The sequence below is a fragment of the Buchananella hordeovulneris genome, from assembly GCF_001907235.1.
Lineage (GTDB): Bacteria > Actinomycetota > Actinomycetes > Actinomycetales > Actinomycetaceae > Buchananella > Buchananella hordeovulneris.
In genome coordinates, this window is the sequence record NZ_MQVS01000003.1 from 215,370 (window position 1) to 233,814 (window position 18,445).

The following is an 18,445-nucleotide window of genomic DNA, read 5'->3' on the forward strand; positions in this document are numbered from 1 at the left end:
CGCCGGGCGGCGCGGACCAGTGATGGCATGATGGAAACATGACGACTGAACTCTGGATTGGCCTCGGGATCCTCGTGGCGCTGGTGGCGGTGGCGCTGTTCTTCTTCGCCCGCAAACGTTCCACCCCACCGACCCGGCCCACCACCCCGACCTCGCCCACCCCGGCCGCGCCGTCGCGCCCCACGCCCGGCACCGAGCCCGCGGCGGGCCCGGAGCCCGGCTCCGCGCCGCTGGTGGAGCGGCCTGAGGCACTGCCCACCCGCATGCAGCGCCTGCGCGCCCGCCTGGCGGGGGCCGGGCCGCTCGGCACGGCCATCCTGTCGGTGCTCTCGCGCGGCAACCTGACGGAGCGCGACTGGGAAGAGATCGAGGAGGTGCTGCTGACGGCCGACGTCGGCCTGGAAGCCACCCAAGAGCTCATGGCCACGCTGCGCACCCGCGCCAAGGTCATCGGCACCCAGGATCCGCAGGTGGTGCGGGCGGCGCTGCGGGAGGAGCTGCTGCGGCTCGTCCAACCCGAGATGGATCGCTCCCTCAACCTGGAGCCCGTGGTGGACGAGACCGGGGCGCGCCACCCGGCCACGATCCTCGTCGTCGGCGTCAACGGCACCGGCAAGACCACGACCATCGGCAAGCTGGCGCGCGTCCTGGTGGCCGACGGTCGCAGCGTGCTGCTGGGGGCGGCCGACACCTTCCGGGCCGCCGCGGCCGAGCAGTTGACCACCTGGGCCGGGAGGGTCGGGGTGGACGTGGTGGCCGCCGACCGTGACGGCGCTGACCCCGCCTCCGTCGCCTTCGAAGCGGTCAAGCGGGGCCGCGAGCAGGGCGTGGACGTCGTCGTGGTGGACACCGCCGGCCGGTTGCAAAACAAGAGTGGGCTGATGGACGAGCTCGGCAAAGTCAAGCGGGTCATGGCCCGCCAGGCCCCGGTGCGGGAAGTGCTGCTGGTGTTGGACGCCACCACCGGGCAAAACGGCATGCGCCAGGCGCAGGTTTTCTCCGAGGTGGCGGAGGTGACCGGCATCGTGCTGACCAAGCTCGATGGCTCGGCCAAGGGCGGCATCGTGGTCTCGGTGCAACGGGAGCTGGGGGTGCCGGTGAAGTTTGTGGGCCTAGGGGAGGGCGCCGACGATCTGGCCCCCTTCGACCCGGAAGCGTTCGTCGACGCGCTTATCGGCTAAGAGTCCAGTTGGCGGGCAACGGTATCCTTACAGATGCCCCTGCCCCTACCTAGCGAGGTTCCTTTCAAGTGTTCGACAAGTTTTCTGACCGGCTGACAGAAACCTTCCGCACTCTGCGCGGCAAGGGCAGGCTCTCGGAGGCCGACGTTGACGCCACCGTGGCCGACATTCGGCGGGCCCTGCTGGACGCCGACGTCGCCCTGCCCGTGGTGCGTGACTTCACCGACAAGGTGCGTGAGCGGGCCTACGAGGCCACGCGCTCCAAGGCGCTCAAGCCCGGGCAGCAGGTCGTCAAGATCGTGCACGAGGAACTCGTGGAGATCCTCGGTGGCCAGTCCCGCGACCTCAACCTCGACGGCCGCCCGGCCATCATCATGCTGGCCGGTCTGCAGGGTGCCGGGAAGACGACCCTGGCGGGCAAGCTGGCCCACTGGCTGCGCGGTCAGGGTCGCAGCCCGCTGCTGATCGCCGCCGACCTGCAGCGCCCCAACGCCGTCACCCAGCTGCAGGTGGTTGGTGAACGCGCCGGGGTGGACGTGTGGGCCCCCGAGCCGGGCAACGGCGTCGGCGACCCCGTCGCCGTGGCCCGCTCCGGGCTGAACCAGGCGTGGGTCGGTGGCAACGACGTCGTCATCGTCGACACCGCCGGCCGCCTCGGCGTGGACGAAGAAATGATGGATCAGGCGCGCCGCATCCGCGACGCCGTCCAGCCGCAAGAAATCCTCTTCGTGCTCGACGCCATGATCGGGCAGGACGCCGTCAACACGGCCACCGCTTTCCGCGACGGTGTTGGCTTCACCGGGGTGGTGCTGACTAAGCTTGACGGCGACGCCCGCGGTGGGGCGGCCCTGTCCGTGCGGGGCGTGACCGGCGCCCCCGTCCTGTTCGCCTCCACCGGGGAGGGCCTGGAGGACTTCGAGCGCTTCCACGCTGACCGCATGGCCGGTCGCATTCTCGACATGGGGGATATCCTCACCCTCATCGAGCAGGCCGAGGCCAAGCTCGACCAGGAACAGGCCGCCGCCGACGCCGAGAAGCTGGCCCGCGGCGAATTCACTCTGGATGACTTCCTGCGGCAGCTGCAGCAGATCCGCAAGCTCGGCTCGATGAAGAAACTGCTCGGAATGCTGCCGGGCATGGGGCAGGCCCGCGAGGCGCTAGCCAACTTCGACGAGCGTGAAGTTGACCGGGTCGAGGCCATCGTGCGCTCCATGACACCCGCCGAGCGTGCCGACCTGTCGCTGCTCAACGGCTCGCGCCGCGCCCGCATCGCCCGCGGTTCGGGCACCACCGTGCAGGAAGTCAAGAGCCTGGCCGAGCGCTTCGAGCAGGCCAAGAAGATGATGCAGGCCATGGGGCAGCGCGGCGGCGGCCTGGACGGCATGGGCCCGATGCCCGGGATGGGCTCCATGCCCGGCATGGGTAAGAAGTCCAAGGGCCGCATGGCGCCGAGCAAAAAGAAGTCGGGCGGGTCGAAAAAGGGCCGCTCCGGCAACCCCGCCAAGCGCGCCCAGCAGGAGCGCGACGCGGCCGCGCGCCGGGAGCTGAGCGGCACCGCCCCCCAAGGGGCAGCCTTCGGGTTGGACGCCCCGACCGGCTTCGGCAGCGGGGACATTCCCGACGACCTCGCCCGCTACCTGGGCCGCTAGTGCGGCCGGGCGGCGTCCCGCACGTCGCACACCGGCTGGGTCCCGAAGTCGGGGCGGCGGGCTAGGGCCAGCAGGGCGGCAGCCGCGGCGGCCGCGCTGGTCAGGCCGCCGGTGGCGTGCAGCTGCGTGAAGCGCTCCCGGTCCGGGAAGTCGCTGGCGCGCAGCGTCTCCTGCATCGCGGTGTCCACCACGCCCGGCGCGATCGAACCCACCCGCACCCCCGGGAGTTGCTCGGCGGCCAGGGTGGCGGCGTGCGCATCGAGGGCGGCCTTCGTGGCGCAGTAGGTGGCCCATTCGGCGACGGGGCGGCGGCCCGCCCCCGAGGAGACGTGCACGATAGTCGCGGGGACACCGGGGCGGCGCGCGGACAGCACGGCGGTGGTGAGCACGAGCGCAGCGGTGACGTTGAGGTGGACGGCGGCGGTGACGTCGGCGGCCGCCAACGCGGGACTCGGGCCGACCGGGGTGACGGTGCCCGCGTTGTTAATCAGCAGGACTTCCGTGGCCTGCCCGACGAAATTGGCCAGCTGCCCGGTGGCCAGCCAGGCGGCCAGCGCCGCGCCGTCGGCCAGGTCTACTTGCACTGGGCCGGACCGGGACAGACCAAGCACCTGCCAGCCCTCGGCCGCCAACTGGGTGCACAAGGCCGCGCCCAAACCGCGACTGGCCCCGGTGACGAGGGCGGCCCGGCTCACCGGTTCTCACCCGCCGGGCCAGCAGCCAACCAGCAGCGGCTGCCCGCCAGCTGCCGGGCGGTAAAGCCCGCGGCGGCCAGCTCGGCGAGCACCGTCGGCGGCGGCGGATGCTCCACCTGGGTGCGCATGGTGGCGCGCTCGATCACCGTTTCGCCCGCGCAGGTTTCGTACGTCATCGTCCACTCCATAGTGTGCGGTCCGACGGGGGTGCCCGCGGCAGTGCCGCGATAGGTAAGCTCGCCCAGGCGGGCGCGCGCGAACTCGTAGGCGGGCACGGCAACTGGACTGTCCGGGGCCTGCAGGTCGAACAAGAACGGTCCAGCCAGCCGCGGCGCGAGCGCCCGGAACAGGGCAGGCCGCTGGTCTGGGTGCAGGTGCCCGAGCACGCCGAAGGCCAGCGCCCCGCTGAGTCGGGGTGGCAGGGGCGCGCTGGTGGCGTCCTCGGGGCGGATCGTCACGCGCGCGTGCAGGGCGGGCAAGCCCGCGAAACGGGCCAGGGCCAGGGCCCGCATCGCCGGGCTCGGCTCCAGACCCAACCCGTGCAGGTCCGGCACGGTCTGCAGGGCGTGGGCCAGCAGGTGACCAGAGCCGCAGCCGATATCCAGCAGGGGCCCGACCGTCGGGTCGATGACCGCCAGCAGCTGCGCCAGCGCCTCCTCCTGAGCGGGCCGGAAGGCGGCGGTGAGCAGGTCGTAGGTGGCGGCGGTGGCCGCGTAGTCGTCAACCATGTTTCCGACCCTAACTTGGTGACCACCCCGTAGGGTGAGGACATGCAACGGATAGGAATCACGGGCGCCAGCGGGCTCATAGGCACCGCGGTGCGGCAGGCCCTGCAGGCGCGCGGGGACGAGCCGGTGGCGTTGGGGTGCCGCCGCGACTGGCAGCCGGACGACCTCGCCACCCTGGACGCGGTAATTAACCTGGGGGGAGCCAGCCTCGGCGGGCGCCGCTGGAATGCCGCCTACAAGCGGCAGATCCGCGACTCGCGGGTGCTAAACACCGCCTCCCTAGCGGGGGCCATCGCGCGCAGCGACCGGCCGATCCGGCTGGTCAGCGCCTCGGCGGTCGGGTTTTATGGTGATCGGGGCGAGACCGTGCTGGGGGAAAGTGCGGCCGCGGGTGAGGGCTTCCTGGCCGACGTGTGTCGCGCCTGGGAGGCGGCGGCCGCCGACGCCGTCCCGACGGCGGCGCTGGTGCGCACCGGCATCGTGGTCAGTGGGCGGGGCGGGGCGCTGGCACGGTTGGCCCCGTTGGCCCGCTGGGGACTGGCAGGCCCGCTCGGATCCGGCAGGCAATTCTGGCCGTGGATCGCGCTGGCAGACCACGTGCGCGCCCTGCTGCACCTGCTAGATCGCCCCGAGTTGACCGGACCGTTCAACCTGGTCGCCCCGCAGCCGGTGCGGCAGCGCGACTTTGCGCGCGCGCTCGGGCGGGCCGTGCGACGGCCGACGGTGCTGCCGACTCCCGGCTGGGCGCTGCGGTTGGCCGCCGGTGAGTTCGGGGGTGAACTGTTGGCCAGCCAGCGAGCGGTGCCCACCGCCCTGGCAGGCAGCGGTTTTACCTTCGCCCACCCGGAGCTGGGGCCGGTGCTGGCCGCCTGCGTGCGGCGTCGGGCACGGGCAGCGGGGAAGGACTGACCGAGGGGGAGATGGCGGGCGGGCCACGTCTCCAGGGGCTTCGCGATGTACCGGTGCCGCTAGGACGATGACGGTGCGGTGGGCTCCGGGCCGGGGGCCGCCGCGTCCCGGCAGCGGGCGGTGCCCGTCTGGCTCCAGTTCACGCCAAAGCAGCCGCTGAGCGGGCAGTGCGAGTTAAGCACTGCCCGCTTTTGTGTCCCCACTTGACACCTCCTCGGTTCTGTGGTTAATTAGTCGAGTAATGAACCGAGGAGGTGAGGATGTTTGAAGAAACAACCCCGATCTACCTCCAGATAGCCGCCGAGCTAGAGCAAAAAATCCTCTCCGGCGCCCTGACGGAAGGTAGCCAAGTCATGTCCACCACCCAGTACTCCGCCCTGTACCGCATCAACCCAGCCACCGTCGCCAAGGGCTTCGCCCAGCTCCTAGACGCCGGGCTGCTGGAGAAACGACGCGGCATCGGCACCTTCGTGGCGCCCGGGGCCCGCGCGCGGCTCGCCGCCCGCGAGCGCGCCGACTTCGTCTCCCAACAACTGGCCCCCGTGCTGGCCCGCGCCGCCGACCTCGACATGTCCGCGGCAGACGTCATCGCCCTAGTCACCGAGCATTTCCCGAAGAAGGAATCATGAACGCCACCCACCTGCCACCCGCAGGCGCCCAAGTTGTCAACCTCAGTCACCGCTATGGCCGCAAATACCCGGCCCTGACCGACCTGACGTGCACGATCCCGGCGGGCAAGATCGTCGGCCTGTTCGGCTCCAACGGCGCAGGCAAATCCACCCTCCTGCACCTGCTGTCCGGCCTACTGCTGCCCCAAAGTGGCCGCATCATCGTCGGGGATGAAAGCCGACCCCACTACTTCTCCCGCCTGGCCGCCCTGACCGGCGGCAACAACGAGGCCGCAAACGGTTTCTCCCTCGCCGACAGTCTCGACTTGCACGCCGCCACCCGACGCACCTTCGACCGGGCACTCGCCGAGGACTTCCTTGCCTCCGTCGGCGTCAACCCCAAAAAAGACCCCGAAAAGCTCTCCCGCGGGCAGCGTTCCGCCGTCGCCGCCGCCATCGGCCTGGCCGCCCGCGCCCCGTTGACCCTGCTCGACGAAGTAACCCTCGGGATGGACGCCCCCACGCGGCAAAACTTCTACGACCTTCTGCTGGCCGACGTCGCCGCTCACCCGCGTACCGTCGTCCTCGCCACCCACCTGATCGACGAAACCGAACGCGTCATCGACGAGACCCTCATCATCGAAGGAGGCCGGGCGGTGGGCGGCGGCACCGCCGACGAACTGGTCGGCAGCATGTACGCAATCTCCGGGCCCGCTCCCGACGTCGCGGCCTACAGCCAGGCGGCCGACGTCGTCGCCCGCCGCAGCCTCGGCCCCTACGAACGAGTCATCATCCGCGGCCAGCGCCCCGCCACCATCCCTGCAGCCCTGACCACCGAAAGTCTCGGCTTCGCCGAATGCGTCATCGCCCTGACCGGCAAACTCCTGGAGAAGAACCAAAATGACTAAGCGCTCCAATCCCCTCTTTGTCCTCGCGCCTGGTGCCACCGCCACCGTGCTGGTATCAGGCATCGTCCTCGGCCTGGCCGCTCTGGTGCTCAGCAGTATCGGCTACGGGGTGCTGCGCGCCAACGACCTCGGCCTGACCCTAAACGGGCAACCCATCGACTCGTGGCCCACCTTCCTCGGGCAAATCGGTGGCTTCAGCCTGCGGCTGGTCAGCTCCACCGTTGTCATAGTCAGCGGCATCTACTCAATCGTCATGGCCGGCTCGTGGCTGCGGGTGTGGGTCTCGGCAGGCGGCACCCGCATGGAAGCCGCCCGCGCCTTCCTCGTGGCCATCGTCACGGCGACCCTGTCCGCGGTCGCTCTCGATCTGCTGGCCCACTTCCTCAGCCCGCTGACGGTGCGCGAAGGGCTCGGCGGCTCCGGGATCATCGGCTTCGCGTTCGAGGCCGAACGGGTCGGGGACAGCGTGGAGATCGCCACCCGCTACGGGCCCCTCGGCAACGTCATCTTCGCCACCGCGCTCGTCGTGCCCGGCGTGATGCTGCTCGGCGGCGTGATCGGTCTGCTCTACCAGCGCTTCCACCCGGCGCTGGCCACCATGCTGCTCTTTGGGAGTGCCAACCTGGCGCTGCTGGTCGGCTCCCTGCTCGTCCACAGTGGGGTGCTGCTCGAGGCGTTGGTGGCGGTGGGGGCGGCCCTGCTGCTGGCCTGCGGCCTGCTCCTCCTCAAGGACATCAATCTCGCCAAACGGCCCGCCTAGCGGGCGTGGGGCGGGGGTGCGGGCGGCCGGACGCTGGTTCCGGCCGCCCGCGCCTGGTGGGCGGGAGGCTGCGGGGTGATGCGCGGGACGCTGCGGGGTGATATGCGGGACGCGATTACTGTGAACCCGTGGGGTGCGATGGCTTTACCACAGGTCGGGTGGAGCACGGCGGCGGAGTGCATGAATGACCGTCATGCTTTTGCCGCACCATCATGCCCTTGATGCACCGTCATGCCTTTGTCGCACCATCATGCTCTTATGGCACCGCCATGTCCTTAAAACAGTGAAATAAGGGCATGATGGTGCGTTAAGCACATGGTGGTGCGTTAAGGACATGATGGTGACGCAGAAGTACGGGCATGACGGTGCGTTAAGGACATGGCGGTGCGCTACGCACATGGCGGTGCGCCAAGGACATGGCGGTGCGTTAAGCACATGATGGTGACGCAGAAGTACGGGCATGGCGGTGCGCCAAGGACATGGCGGTGCGCTACGCACATGGCGGTGCGCTAACGGCATGGTGGTCATGCACAGGCAAGAGGAGTGCAGGCTGGGCGCTCGCCCCGCTCCGGCGCTAAACGTGCGCCGTTCCACAACTTGCACGCGAGCCGGGGCTGGGCGAGCGCGCCACGATCTGGCAGAATATGGCGCTGTACCCGGCCCGCCTGGCCCCTCTCTCTAGGCGGAAGCCGCGTCCAGGATTCCGCTTGTGGCCGTAACCCACCGGAGACAAGCGTGCGTCCACCCCAATTTGATCAGGAGTGACCACCACAGTGGCAGTGAAGATTCGTCTCAAGCGAATGGGCAAGATCCGTTCGCCGTTCTACCGTGTCGTCGTCGTTGACAGCCGCAAGAAGCGCGACGGCCGCGTGATCGAAGAGATCGGCAAGTACGACCCCATGCAGGAGCCCTCGCTCATTCAGATCGTCTCTGAGCGGGCGCAGTACTGGCTGGGTGTCGGCGCGCAGCCGTCCGACCCAGTGCTGAACCTGTTGAAGATCACCGGTGACTGGCAGCAGTTCAAGGGCCTGCCGGGGGCCGAGGGCCGTTTGAAGGTCAAGGAAGGCGCCGAGGAGATCGCCGCCGCCCGCGCCGAGGCCATCAAGAAGGCCGACGAGGCCGCCGAGAAGGCCAAGGCCGCGCAGTCGGCCGCCAAGGCTGAGGCAGAGGCCGCGGCCGCTGCGGAAGCCGCCGCCGCGGAGTCCGCCGCCGACGAGGCCGCCGAGGCCGCCGAGGCCCCGGCTGAGGAAGCCTGACATGTTGGCTGACGCGCTCGACCACCTCGTGCGGGGCATCGTCGACAATCCCGACGACGTGCGGGTCACCTCCCGCTCGTTGCGGCGCGGCGAACTGCTCGAAGTGCGTGTAGCGCCAGCCGACCTGGGGCGGGTCATTGGCCGCTCTGGCCGCACCGCCCGCGCGCTGCGCACCGTCATCTCCGCCCTGTCCACTTCCGGACCGGTGCGGGTGGACGTGGTCGACACCGACCGGCGCTGAGCCGCACCGACAGTGCCCCGCCGCAACTATGCGGCGGGGCACTTTGCGTGCCGGGCCGACCGCGCCCCGCCGCCAATGGCCAGCGCCGAGGGCGTTCCGGCTGGCAGGGCCGATGGACTAGATTGACTAGTAGGGACAGGAAGGAAAACAGGGGGAGTAATGCTGTTGACGGTGGCGGTAATCGGGGCGGCGCACGGGCTGCGCGGCGAGGTCAGGCTTGATGTGCGCACGGATGATCCGCGTGGCCGCTTGACGGGCGGCGCGGTGTTCGCCACCGAGGACCCGCGCCACCCCACTTTGACCCTGCAGCGGGTACGCCGCGACGGGCCGCGCACTTTCGCCAGCTTCGCGGGCATCACCGACCGGACCGCCGCGGAGGGCCTGCGGGGCATCGCCCTGCTGATTGACCCGGCGGGCGAAGAACTGGAGGCTGACGAGTTCTACCCGCACGAGCTGCGCGGCCTGGCGGCCCTTGACCCGGAGGGAAGCAGCCTCGGCACCGTTAAGGATCTGCTGCCCGGGGCCGCCCAAGACATTTTGGTGATAGACACCGGCGCGGACGAGGTGCTGGTGCCATTCGTCGCCGAACTGGTGCCCGAGGTCGACCTAGCGGGCGGACGCGTCATCATTGACCCGCCGGGGGGATTGTTTCCGGACCGCGGGCAGGCCGTGTCGTGAGGATCGACATCGTCTCGATCTTTCCCGCCTACCTCGACGCCTTGCAGCTGTCACTCGTCGGCAAGGCCGCGGAGGCCGGATTGGTGGAGTTGCACGTCCACGATCTGCGCGATGTGACCACCGATAGGCACCGCACCGTCGATGACACCCCGGTGGGTGGGGGAGCGGGCATGGTCATGCGGCCCGACGTTTGGGGCCGCATGCTCGACCCGCTCCTCGGGCTGGGCCCGGCCGCTCCGGCCCCCGCGCCCGCCGCCCGCGCTAGCCTGCTCGGCCCGCTGGCGCCCGACGCCGGGCAAACAGCCGACGGCCCCCGTCACGTTAACCTCCCCGGGCGCCCACGCCGGATCCTGGCCATCCCCACCCCGGCGGGCACCCCCCTCACGCAAGCCACCGCCTTCGACCTGGCGGGCGCTGACCAGCTCGTCATCGCGTGCGGCCGCTACGAAGGTATCGACGCGCGGGTGGCCGACCACTACGCGGCCCGCGGGGTGGAGGTGCATGAGTTCTCCCTCGGCGACTTCGTCCTCAACGGCGGGGAGGTGGCCGCCCTGGCCCTGGTGGAGGCGGTGGTGCGGCTGGTGCCCGGCGTCGTCGGCAACCCCGAATCCCTCGTCGAGGAATCCCACGGCGCGGCCGGCCTGCTCGAATACCCGGTCTACACGCGTCCCTTGCAGTGGCACGATCAGCAGGTGCCGACCGTGCTGACGTCCGGCAATCACGCCGCGATTCGTCGCTGGCGGCGAGATCAAGCCTTGAGTCGCACCGCGGCTCGGCGCCCCGACATGCTCAGCCGCCTGCAGGCCGACCAGCTCGACCGGGCCGACCGCCTGCTCCTGGCACACCTCGGCTGGTACGCCCCCCAGGACGGACACCCCACCGAGCTAGAGGTGCGCCCGGCCCGCCCCCAGGAAGCCGACGCCTTGGCCACCCTGGCCGCCGTCACTTTCCCGGCGGCCTGCCCCCCCGAACTGCCGCAAGACGCCATAGCGCAACACATTGCCACCCACCTGACGACCGACATCTTTACCCGCCTCATCGCCGACCCGCAGGCCGACGTCCTCGTCGCCGCCACTCGGGCGGGGTTGGTGGGCTACAGCGTCTGCCTGCTGCTGCCGGGCGGGCAACCCCACTGGTTCGGGGAGGAGCTACCGCCTGCCCTGGCCCCGCTGGCGGGCCAAGACCTGGTGGAGATGTCCAAGTGTTATGTGCTGCCCGCCGCCCGCGGGACCGGGGTGGCGGCCCGCCTGATCGAAGCCAGCGTGCAGCGGGCACGCGAGCGGCATGCTAGCCACATGTGGCTCGGCACCAACAAAGCCAACCGCCACGCCCGCAAGGCCTACGAGCGCGCCGGATTCGAGTACGCGGGCCGACGCAACTTCGAGGTCGCTGGCCTGCCACAGTCCGACGTCGCCTACCTGCGGCGCCTCTAGCAGTGGCCGACACCACGCCCGGCGCAGGGCGCCGATATGGCAAACTATTGCCTTGGTTCACGGCCGCCGTGCTCTGCCCCTGGGGAGGCGGCAAAAGCGCCAGTGAACACCAGCCATATCCCGGCGCCTCGCGCCGCTGAACAGGCCGGGCGTGACCAGAGGCGCGCACGGAAGTGAGAAGCATGAGCATCGTTGACGAAATCGGCCAGCAGTCCCTGCGACAGGACATCCCGGTCTTCCGCGCCGGTGACACCCTGAAGGTGCACGTGAAGGTCGTCGAAGGTAACCGCAGCCGTATCCAGGTCTTCCAGGGCGTCGTCATCGCCCGCCGGGGCGCCGGGGTGGGCGAGACCTTCACCATCCGCAAGGTGAGCTTCGGGGTGGGCGTGGAGCGCACCTTCCCGGTGCACACCCCCTCGATCGACCACATTGAGGTCGTCACCCGCGGTGACGTGCGGCGCGCCAAGCTGTACTACCTGCGCTCGCTGCGCGGCAAGGCAGCCAAGATCAAGGAAAAGCGCACCAACGCTGGCTGACGCCAACACTGATACGCACCGGCCCGGTCTGCGGGCCGGTGCGTTGTCGTGCACGAATGTTGCGTAGGATGAACCCTGATGTCTGAAAAGCCCGACGAAGCTCCCGCCCACGCCGGCGTCTTCACCCCTGTGTCCGCGGGCCAGTCCCGAAAGGACAGGCGGTCGCTGGAACGGGCCAACAAGGCAGCCCGCACCAAGCAGCGGCAGCACAAGGCCGGCAGCGCCCTGGTGGCATACGCCCGTGAGGTAGCCATCGTGCTGACCGTGGCGGTCGTGATGGCGGTGGGGATGAAAACGTTCATCACCCAGGCCTTCCGCATTCCCACCGGGTCGATGATCTCCACCATCGAACCCGGAGACCGGGTCATGGCCCGGCGCTTTTCCTTGGGGGAACAGGACCTCCGACGCGGTGACATCGTCGTCTTCAAAGACACCGAGGATTGGCTGTCTTCGGCTGCCGTCCCCGCCCCCAACCGGTTCACCCGGTTCTTCCAATGGATCGGCCTGATGCCGCAAGACGGCGACGATCACCTCGCCAAACGGATCATCGGCCTGCCCGGTGACCGGGTCAAATGCTGCGCCAGTGACGGACGCATCGAAATCAACGGGGTCCCGGTCACTGAGCCGTACCTGCAGCCCGGGGTGGTGCCGTCGGCCATCGACTTCGATGTCACTGTCCCGGCCGGGCGCATGTTCGTCATGGGGGACAATCGTCCCCACTCCGCCGACTCCCGCGCCCACCTGGACTCGCCGTTCTTTGGGACCGTGCCGATCGACGACGTCGTGGGCGTGGTCTACCTGACCATGTGGCCCTTTGAACGGTGGCACGTGCACACCAACCCCGGCAACTTCAATCAGGTCCCCCGCCAGTGAGCCCCACCCGCGCGCTGGAAAGCGCGCTCGCGGCCAGCCACGGGCTGGTGGCCGGGATCGACGAGGTGGGGCGCGGCGCGCTAGCCGGGCCGGTGAGCGTCGGGGTGTGTGTCATTGGCCCCGACACGGGCCCCGCCCCGGTGGGGTTGCGGGACTCCAAACAGTTGCGACCGGCCGCCCGGGCGGCCCTGTGCGGGCCGGTGCGCGCCTGGACGCTGGCTAGCGCCGTGGGGCACGCCTGGCCGACCGAGATTGACCAGGTGGGCATCGTGGGGGCGCTGCGCCTGGCGGCGCTGCGGGCCTTGGCCAGCCTGCCGCCGACGGCCCGGCCTGGCTACGTGCTGCTCGACGGCGTGCACGATTGGCTGGCCAGCCCGAGTGATCTTTTTGCCGCCGACGCCGCGGAGCGTCTGTGCCAGGAGTCCACCGGCCGGGCACCGCACGAAATTCTCACCGCCCCGGTGCGCACTGTCGTCAAGGGCGACGACTCCGTGTCCGTCATTGCCGCCGCCTCTGTCCTGGCCAAGGTCGAGCGGGACGAACTCATGGCCCGGCAGAGCGACCCGGGTTACGGCTGGGCGCACAACAAGGGCTACACCGCCCCGGCCCACGTGGCAGGGTTGCGGCGCCTGGGCCCCAGCCAGTTCCACCGCCGCTCCTGGCGCCTGCCGGGTGTCGGCGGGGCGTGAGATTACCAACCGGCGCGGGGCGTGGGCCCACCTGACGGCCTTTGGCATGATGGAGGGCGTGAGTATCGAGGACCTGGAGAATTACGAGAACGAGCTGGAGCTCGCTCTTTACAAGGAATACCGCGACGTGCTGCCCATGTTTAAGTACGTGGTGGAGACCGAGCGGCGCTTCTACCTCGCCAAGACCGTCAACATGCAGGCGCGTAATGTCAGCGGCGAGGTGTACTTCGAACTCACCCTCACTGACGCCTGGGTCTGGGACACCTACCGCACCTCCCGCTTCGTGGACCGCGTCCACGTGGTCACGTTCAAGGATGTCAACATTGAGGAACTGCCGCCCTCCGAGTTTGGCTTGCCGGACGTCTAAAGCAGGCCCGGCGGGCGGCAGCGGCGTCGGCCGCGCACGTCCCACAGGCCGGTGATGCCGCGCTTCCAGGTGCCCACGAGGTTGGTGTCGACCACGCCGATGGCCTCCATGAGGGCAAACAGGGTGACAGGGCCGACCCGCACGAAGCCGCGCTCCCGCAGGGCCTCGGTCAGGGCACGGGACTGGGGGCTGGCCGACGGTACGTCGGCCGGGTGCAGCGGGACCGGCGTGACCGCTGGTTGCTGGTCCCACACCAGGCGTGCCAGCCCGCCGCCGCGCCGCAGCTCGACCGTGGCCCGCGCGTTGGTTACCGTGGCCGCGATCTTGGCGCGGTTGCGGATCAGGCGCGGGTCGGTCAGGAGGCGCTCGACGTCGGCGGCGGTGAAGGCGGCCACGGCGTCCGGCGCGAAGTCCGCGAAGGCGGCGCGCAGGGCCGGGCGCTTGCCCAGGACGGTGCGCCAAGCCAGACCCGCCTGGAATACCTCCAGGCAGAGTCGCTCGAAGATTGCCGCCTCGGTGACCTGGCACTGGCCCCACTCCTCGTCGTAGTAGCGGCGCAACAGCGGATCGGTGGCCGCCCAGGCGGGACGCACCCGGGCGTCCCACGCGGGCGGATCGGTGGTGGACATGGCGCCCTCCTCCCTTCTCTGCAGTTGCGGCCAGGCTGGCACGGGCTGCGGGTTTTGCCAAGGTCAGCCGGGGAGCCTGTGGGCGGGCGGGGACAGACCGATCCTGGGGATAACTACCGCCACTGATTTCCACAGGGCGTGGCCCGTCCACAGCTGCCAGGCCCGCCTGGACACCGGCGCGCCGCCGCCGTCAGGCTGAGGACATGGATACCCCAGCCGAGCGGGGCCGCCGCGGCGAAGACATTGCGGTCCAAATGCTCACCGACCGCGGCCTGCACGTCCTGGCGCGCAACTGGCGCGCCGGGCGCCGCGGCGAGTTGGACATTGTCGCCCACGATCCCGCCGCCCGCGCCCTGGTGTTTGTTGAGGTCAAGACCCGCACCTCCGACGCCTACGGTTCGCCCGCCAGCGCTGTCACACCCCCCAAGTATCGGCGGCTGCGACAACTGGCCGCCGCCTGGCTGGAGTGCCACCCGCAGCAGGCCCCGCACGTGCGCATCGACGTCGTCGAGGTGCGGCTGCGGGCAGGCAACGTGCCGCTGGTGACCCACCTGCAGGGGGTGTGACATGCCGCTGGCCTACACCCGCGCCGTCGCGCTGAGTGGCATCACCGGTCACCTGGTCGAAGTCGAGGCGCAAACGACGGCCGGGCTGCCTGCCGTCGTGCTCGTCGGCCTGCCCGACGCCGCCCTGCGCGAGGCCCGCGAGCGCGTGCGCGCCGCCATCGGCTCGTGCGGCCTGGAGTGGCGGGAGCGGCGCACGACCGTCAACCTGTCCCCGGCGGGCCTGCCGAAGGCGGGCACCGGGTTCGATTTGGCGTTGGCGGTGGCGATGCTCGCCTCGCAGAGGTTGGTGGAGGCGGAGCGGGCGGCCCGGGCGGTCCACCTGGGGGAGTTGGGGTTGGACGGGCGGGTGTTGCCGGTGCGCGGCGTGCTGCCTGCGGTGCGGGCGGCGGTGGCGGCGGGGCACTGCCGGGTGGTGGTGCCCGCAGCCAATGCGCCCGAGGCGGAGCTGGTGCCGGGGGCGCGGGTGCACGCGGTGGAGCATTTGGCGGACCTGGTGGCCGACTACGGTGGACATCCCCAGGCGCGGCCCTGCCGCAGTGTGCCCGCGTCCCCGGCGCCGTCGGTGCCGCCCGCGGCCGACAAGGACTTGGCGGAGGTGGTGGGGCAGGCAGAGGCCCGGCGGGCCCTGGAGGTGGCGGCCGCGGGCGGCCACCACCTGCTGTTGATCGGCACCGCCGGGGCGGGCAAGACGATGCTGGCCGAGCGCCTGCCGGGCCTGCTGCCGCCGTTGGAGGACGAGACCGCGCTGGAGGTCACAGCCTTGCACTCGCTGGCGGGCGCATTGGGGGAGGCCAGTGACCTCGTGCGCCGCGCGCCGTTCCAGGCACCGCACCATTCGGCCACCGCCGCCGCCATCCTCGGAGGCGGGGCGGGTCTGCCGCGCCCGGGCGCGGTCAGCCTGGCCCACGGCGGGGTGCTGTTCCTCGACGAGGCCCCCGAGTTCGCCGCCCGGGTGCTCGACGCGCTGCGCCAGCCGTTGGAGAGCGGGCAGGTGGTGTTGCATCGCGCGGCGGGCAGCGCCACCTATCCGGCGCGTTTCCAACTGGTGTTGGCGGCCAATCCGTGCCCGTGCGGCAACGCCCTCAGCCTGGTCAAGACCTGCACGTGTTCCCCGCAGGCGCGCCGCCGCTACCTGACCCGCCTGTCGGGGCCGCTGCTGGACCGCCTGGATTTGCGGGTGCGGGTCGAGCCGCTGCAGGCCGCGGACCTGGCGGCCGGCGGCGGGCAGTCCAGCGCCGAGGTGGCCGAGCGCGTCGGGGCGGCCCGCGAGCGCGCCGCCCACCGGTGGCGCGGCACCCCGTGGCGGCTCAACAGCCAGGTGCCCGGTTGGCACCTGCGGGACTACACCGAGGGCCTAGCCCCGGGCGCGGAGCAACTGCTGCACGCCGCGTTCGCCACCGGGGCGATCTCGATGCGGGGCCTAGACCGCATCTTACGGGTGGCTTGGACGCTGGCGGACCTGGCGGGTGCCGCTCGGGTGGAGGTCGAACACGTCGGGGCGGCCACCGCCCTGCGGGAAGGAGTTTTCGATGAGCTCACCAGTAGTTGAAGACGGCCTGGGGGAGCCGGGCCCGGGCGGGGCCGGGCGCGAGGCGGCGGGTGGGACCAGTGCCGGGCAGACGCTCCAGCCTGCGGGGCCGGAGATCGGGCAGGGGCGCGGGCCGGGGACCGACGCCACCGACCCGGACGCCACCGGCCTGGCGGTGGCCGCCTGGTCCCGCTTGACGGAGCCGGGGGACCGGGCCGCGCACGCGCTCGTGGGGGCCCTCGGCTACCGGGAGGCTTGGCGGTGGGTGCAGCGCCAGCCGGACCCGGCGGCGGCCTGGCAGCTGACGGGGGCCGCCACCGTCCGCCAGTGGGCCACTGCCCTGGCGCGGTGGCGCCCGCGCCTGGCGACGGTAGAGCCCGCCCAGGAGCTGCACGCCGCCCGCCTGCTGGGCGCCACACTGCTGTGGCCTGGCCGCCCGGGGTGGAGCCCTGCCCTGGCCGATCTCGGCCCGGACGCGCCCCTGGCGCTGTGGGTGCGCGGCGAGGTGGAGCTGTTGGAGCGGGCCGCGGTGGGCGGGGTGGCGCTGGTCGGGGCGCGGGCGGCCACCAAGTACGGGCAGCGCATCGCCACCCACCTCGCCGAAGGTTTGGCGGGCCAGGGCGGGGCCGTCGTCGTCTCCGGCGGGGCCTACGGCATCGACGCAGCCGCCCACGCCGGGGCCCTGGCCATCGGCGGGGCCACCGTCGCCTTCCTCGCCGGGGGCCTGGACCGCCTCTACCCGGTCGGCAACCGGGACCTGCTGCAGCGCATCAGCCGCGCCGGCGCCCTGGTCAGCGAGTGCCCGCCCGGCACGTCCCCGTCCCGCGTGCGCTTCCTGCTGCGCAACCGCCTGATCGCTGCGGCCACCCGCGCCACCATCGTCGTTGAGGCGGCGGCCCGCTCCGGGGCCCTGAACACGGCCCGGCAGGCCACCGACCTGCTGCGGCCCGTCGGGGCGGTGCCCGGCCCGCTCGGCAGCGACCTGTCGGTGGGCTGCCACGGGTTGATCCGCGACGGCGCCACCCTCATCGGTTCGGTGGCCGACGCCCGCGAGCTCCTCGGCCCCATCGCCGTCACCGCGGCCCCAGGCAACCCCGACGACGGGGTCGTCGACGGACTGCGGGACAACGAGCGCCGCGTCTACGACGCCCTGCCCACCCGGGCGGCCCGCCCCGCCGACGCGCTCGCGGCGAGCGCCGGGTTGAGCGTGGCCGAGGTGCGCGCCAGCCTCGGGGTGCTGGCGCTGCTCGGCAAGGTCGAGCGCACGCAGGCGGGCCAGTGGCGCCGCACCTGACCGAGCGGGCCCGGCGGTCCGGATCGATGGAGGCAGCACGGAAGGGTGGGCACGCAGCGGGGCGAGACCAGCGGGTCGGCGGGCAAGCCGAAGCGATCACCTCGAATCTGTCGCGCCCTCCGCCACGTAGGGTTGCGTCCAAGTCACCGGCTGGAAACCCAGTTTGGTCAAAATCGGTGCCGAGGTTGGTAGCGCGTCCACCCACAGGGTCTCGGCCCCCGCCTCAATAGCGGCCGCTATGCGACTGAATACCGTCCGGGTGAAGTGTCCGCGCTGTCGCTGCGCGGGGATGGTGCGTCCCCCGGCCAGCTCCGCTGCAGCGGACGGATGGTCTAGGTGAAGGCGGCCGCCCGAGACGGGGACGCCGTCGACGTAGACGATGTGCACTTGGAGGCGGTCAGTATCGGCGGTCATGGTTTCAGCGAGTTGGGCCCGCTCGACTTCGACGTTGCGGCGGCCGCTGTCCCTGGAGATCCGGGCGTAGTCAGCGAGTTGCGTGATGCTGGCGCGGACCGTCGGCAAGGCCGCGGCCAGCCCGTCCTTGACGTTTTCTGGGAGCTGGTGGATGTCGAGAGCCAAGACCGTCTCCCGGTCCCCGGCGATCAGCCCCGCCTCCTGCAGCGCCGGGCCGAGACAGGTGGGTTGGTCATGCCCGTAGAGTTTCCATTCGAACCGTGCCCCCTGCGCGTGTGCCAAGCAGAGCTCGCGCCGGATGACGTTCGGCAACGCGGACGCGGGACACGCGCTGTAGGCAATCCTGACTTCCGAGCCGTCAGCACTGGTTTGCCTGACGAGCGGTCCGGGAGCGGGAGTTCCTGAGCGTCGTCGGATCGCATCAAGCGTTGCCAGTAGCGGTAAAGACATGGTTTTCCTCCTCCGTGGCGGCCTCTGGCAGGAGTTGATCTCCGCTGAGGGCA

21 protein-coding genes are annotated in these 18,445 nt (G+C 71.0%); 17 read left to right on the forward strand and 4 right to left on the reverse strand.

From position 1 onward, the window contains the following. Positions 1 to 38 precede the first annotated feature (38 nt). Together ftsY and ffh are read left to right on the forward strand one after the other, a co-directional pair. Positions 39 to 1,181 (forward strand): signal recognition particle-docking protein FtsY, encoded by a 1,143-nt coding sequence (ftsY, locus tag BSZ40_RS04300; RefSeq protein ID WP_073823638.1) that lies wholly within the window; start codon positions 39 to 41, stop codon positions 1,179 to 1,181. 68 nt (positions 1,182 to 1,249) lie between these two features. Then, positions 1,250 to 2,830 carry a signal recognition particle protein gene (ffh, locus tag BSZ40_RS04305; RefSeq protein WP_073823640.1) on the forward strand — a complete coding sequence of 527 codons (1,581 nt, stop codon included), beginning with the start codon at positions 1,250 to 1,252 and terminating at the stop codon, positions 2,828 to 2,830. On the opposite strand, the gene BSZ40_RS04310 is transcribed toward ffh, so the two are convergent. Next, positions 2,827 to 3,525, reverse strand: coding sequence for an SDR family NAD(P)-dependent oxidoreductase (locus BSZ40_RS04310; protein ID WP_073823642.1), 699 nt, complete (start codon positions 3,523 to 3,525; stop codon positions 2,827 to 2,829). The genes ffh and BSZ40_RS04310 overlap by 4 nt on opposite strands. Continuing rightward, positions 3,522 to 4,253: an SAM-dependent methyltransferase gene (locus BSZ40_RS04315; protein WP_073823644.1), complete on the reverse strand. Its 732-nt coding sequence runs from the start codon at positions 4,251 to 4,253 to the stop codon at positions 3,522 to 3,524. Before BSZ40_RS04315 ends, BSZ40_RS04310 begins: the two co-directional genes overlap by 4 nt. 42 nt (positions 4,254 to 4,295) lie before the next feature. Between BSZ40_RS04315 and BSZ40_RS04320 the strand changes: the two genes are divergently transcribed. The 12 genes from BSZ40_RS04320 to BSZ40_RS04375 all read left to right on the forward strand — a co-directional run bounded on the left by BSZ40_RS04320 (position 4,296) and on the right by BSZ40_RS04375 (position 13,511). Continuing rightward, positions 4,296 to 5,162 (forward strand): TIGR01777 family oxidoreductase, encoded by an 867-nt coding sequence (locus BSZ40_RS04320; protein WP_073823646.1) that lies wholly within the window; start codon positions 4,296 to 4,298, stop codon positions 5,160 to 5,162. 260 nt (positions 5,163 to 5,422) lie between these two features. Then, on the forward strand, positions 5,423 to 5,791 hold the full coding sequence (locus BSZ40_RS04325; RefSeq protein WP_073823648.1) for a GntR family transcriptional regulator: 369 nt from the start codon (positions 5,423 to 5,425) through the stop codon (positions 5,789 to 5,791). Beyond that, positions 5,788 to 6,678, forward strand: a complete 891-nt coding sequence (locus BSZ40_RS04330) for an ATP-binding cassette domain-containing protein (RefSeq protein ID WP_073823649.1) — start codon at positions 5,788 to 5,790, stop codon at positions 6,676 to 6,678. The genes BSZ40_RS04325 and BSZ40_RS04330 overlap by 4 nt, the downstream gene beginning before the upstream one ends. Continuing rightward, positions 6,671 to 7,438 (forward strand): hypothetical protein, encoded by a 768-nt coding sequence (locus BSZ40_RS04335; RefSeq protein WP_073823650.1) that lies wholly within the window; start codon positions 6,671 to 6,673, stop codon positions 7,436 to 7,438. The genes BSZ40_RS04330 and BSZ40_RS04335 overlap by 8 nt, the downstream gene beginning before the upstream one ends. Positions 7,439 to 8,211: 773 nt before the next feature. Further along, positions 8,212 to 8,694 (forward strand): 30S ribosomal protein S16, encoded by a 483-nt coding sequence (gene rpsP / locus BSZ40_RS04340; protein WP_073823651.1) that lies wholly within the window; start codon positions 8,212 to 8,214, stop codon positions 8,692 to 8,694. Between the two features lies 1 nt (position 8,695). Next, the gene (locus tag BSZ40_RS04345) at positions 8,696 to 8,935 is read left to right on the forward strand and encodes an RNA-binding protein (RefSeq protein WP_073823654.1); all 240 of its coding nucleotides are present in this window, start codon (positions 8,696 to 8,698) and stop codon (positions 8,933 to 8,935) included. A gap of 159 nt (positions 8,936 to 9,094) precedes the next feature. Beyond that, a complete protein-coding gene (gene rimM, locus BSZ40_RS04350) occupies positions 9,095 to 9,613 on the forward strand; it encodes a ribosome maturation factor RimM (protein WP_073823657.1) in 519 nt (172 codons plus the stop codon). Beyond that, positions 9,610 to 11,046, forward strand: coding sequence for a tRNA (guanosine(37)-N1)-methyltransferase TrmD (gene trmD, locus BSZ40_RS04355; RefSeq protein WP_073823659.1), 1,437 nt, complete (start codon positions 9,610 to 9,612; stop codon positions 11,044 to 11,046). Before rimM ends, trmD begins: the two co-directional genes overlap by 4 nt. Positions 11,047 to 11,228: 182 nt before the next feature. After that, positions 11,229 to 11,582: a 50S ribosomal protein L19 gene (gene rplS, locus BSZ40_RS04360; RefSeq protein WP_073823661.1), complete on the forward strand. Its 354-nt coding sequence runs from the start codon at positions 11,229 to 11,231 to the stop codon at positions 11,580 to 11,582. Positions 11,583 to 11,660: 78 nt separating this feature from the next. After that, positions 11,661 to 12,455: a signal peptidase I gene (gene lepB / locus BSZ40_RS04365; protein WP_084542617.1), complete on the forward strand. Its 795-nt coding sequence runs from the start codon at positions 11,661 to 11,663 to the stop codon at positions 12,453 to 12,455. Continuing rightward, entirely contained in the window at positions 12,452 to 13,144 is a 693-nt protein-coding gene (locus tag BSZ40_RS04370; RefSeq protein WP_073823663.1) for a ribonuclease HII, read from the forward strand. The genes lepB and BSZ40_RS04370 overlap by 4 nt, the downstream gene beginning before the upstream one ends. A gap of 58 nt (positions 13,145 to 13,202) precedes the next feature. Next, positions 13,203 to 13,511 carry a DUF2469 domain-containing protein gene (locus BSZ40_RS04375; protein ID WP_073823834.1) on the forward strand — a complete coding sequence of 103 codons (309 nt, stop codon included), beginning with the start codon at positions 13,203 to 13,205 and terminating at the stop codon, positions 13,509 to 13,511. On the opposite strand, the gene BSZ40_RS04380 is transcribed toward BSZ40_RS04375, so the two are convergent. After that, positions 13,508 to 14,140, reverse strand: a complete 633-nt coding sequence (locus tag BSZ40_RS04380; RefSeq protein WP_073823664.1) for a DNA-3-methyladenine glycosylase I — start codon at positions 14,138 to 14,140, stop codon at positions 13,508 to 13,510. The genes BSZ40_RS04375 and BSZ40_RS04380 overlap by 4 nt on opposite strands. A gap of 203 nt (positions 14,141 to 14,343) precedes the next feature. Here BSZ40_RS04380 and BSZ40_RS04385 point away from each other — a divergent pair, with 203 nt between their 5' ends. The 3 genes from BSZ40_RS04385 to dprA are packed head-to-tail and all read left to right on the forward strand — an operon-like array spanning position 14,344 to position 17,528. Then, positions 14,344 to 14,706 carry a YraN family protein gene (locus tag BSZ40_RS04385; protein ID WP_073823666.1) on the forward strand — a complete coding sequence of 121 codons (363 nt, stop codon included), beginning with the start codon at positions 14,344 to 14,346 and terminating at the stop codon, positions 14,704 to 14,706. A gap of 1 nt (position 14,707) precedes the next feature. Then, complete coding sequence (locus BSZ40_RS04390; protein WP_073823668.1) at positions 14,708 to 16,255, forward strand: YifB family Mg chelatase-like AAA ATPase; 1,548 nt, start codon at positions 14,708 to 14,710, stop codon at positions 16,253 to 16,255. After that, complete coding sequence (dprA, locus tag BSZ40_RS04395) at positions 16,236 to 17,528, forward strand: DNA-processing protein DprA (protein WP_084542618.1); 1,293 nt, start codon at positions 16,236 to 16,238, stop codon at positions 17,526 to 17,528. The genes BSZ40_RS04390 and dprA overlap by 20 nt, the downstream gene beginning before the upstream one ends. Before the next feature lie 96 nt (positions 17,529 to 17,624). Here the strand turns inward: dprA and BSZ40_RS04400 are convergent, their stop codons facing one another. Beyond that, positions 17,625 to 18,392 (reverse strand): hypothetical protein, encoded by a 768-nt coding sequence (locus BSZ40_RS04400; protein WP_084542619.1) that lies wholly within the window; start codon positions 18,390 to 18,392, stop codon positions 17,625 to 17,627. Positions 18,393 to 18,445 lie beyond the last annotated feature (53 nt).

Coding starts and splice junctions, on each gene's coding strand:
- ftsY (WP_073823638.1), top strand. CDS start 39: ATGACGACTGAACTCTGGATTGGCCTCGGGATCCTCGTGGCGCTGGTG.
- BSZ40_RS04390 (WP_073823668.1), top strand. CDS start 14,708: ATGCCGCTGGCCTACACCCGCGCCGTCGCGCTGAGTGGCATCACCGGT.
- rimM (WP_073823657.1), top strand. CDS start 9,095: ATGCTGTTGACGGTGGCGGTAATCGGGGCGGCGCACGGGCTGCGCGGC.
- BSZ40_RS04345 (WP_073823654.1), top strand. CDS start 8,696: ATGTTGGCTGACGCGCTCGACCACCTCGTGCGGGGCATCGTCGACAAT.
- BSZ40_RS04400 (WP_084542619.1), bottom strand. CDS start 18,392: ATGTCTTTACCGCTACTGGCAACGCTTGATGCGATCCGACGACGCTCA.
- BSZ40_RS04325 (WP_073823648.1), top strand. CDS start 5,423: ATGTTTGAAGAAACAACCCCGATCTACCTCCAGATAGCCGCCGAGCTA.
- BSZ40_RS04330 (WP_073823649.1), top strand. CDS start 5,788: ATGAACGCCACCCACCTGCCACCCGCAGGCGCCCAAGTTGTCAACCTC.
- BSZ40_RS04315 (WP_073823644.1), bottom strand. CDS start 4,253: ATGGTTGACGACTACGCGGCCACCGCCGCCACCTACGACCTGCTCACC.
- BSZ40_RS04335 (WP_073823650.1), top strand. CDS start 6,671: ATGACTAAGCGCTCCAATCCCCTCTTTGTCCTCGCGCCTGGTGCCACC.
- rplS (WP_073823661.1), top strand. CDS start 11,229: ATGAGCATCGTTGACGAAATCGGCCAGCAGTCCCTGCGACAGGACATC.
- dprA (WP_084542618.1), top strand. CDS start 16,236: ATGAGCTCACCAGTAGTTGAAGACGGCCTGGGGGAGCCGGGCCCGGGC.
- BSZ40_RS04320 (WP_073823646.1), top strand. CDS start 4,296: ATGCAACGGATAGGAATCACGGGCGCCAGCGGGCTCATAGGCACCGCG.
- lepB (WP_084542617.1), top strand. CDS start 11,661: ATGTCTGAAAAGCCCGACGAAGCTCCCGCCCACGCCGGCGTCTTCACC.
- BSZ40_RS04385 (WP_073823666.1), top strand. CDS start 14,344: ATGGATACCCCAGCCGAGCGGGGCCGCCGCGGCGAAGACATTGCGGTC.
- BSZ40_RS04380 (WP_073823664.1), bottom strand. CDS start 14,140: ATGTCCACCACCGATCCGCCCGCGTGGGACGCCCGGGTGCGTCCCGCC.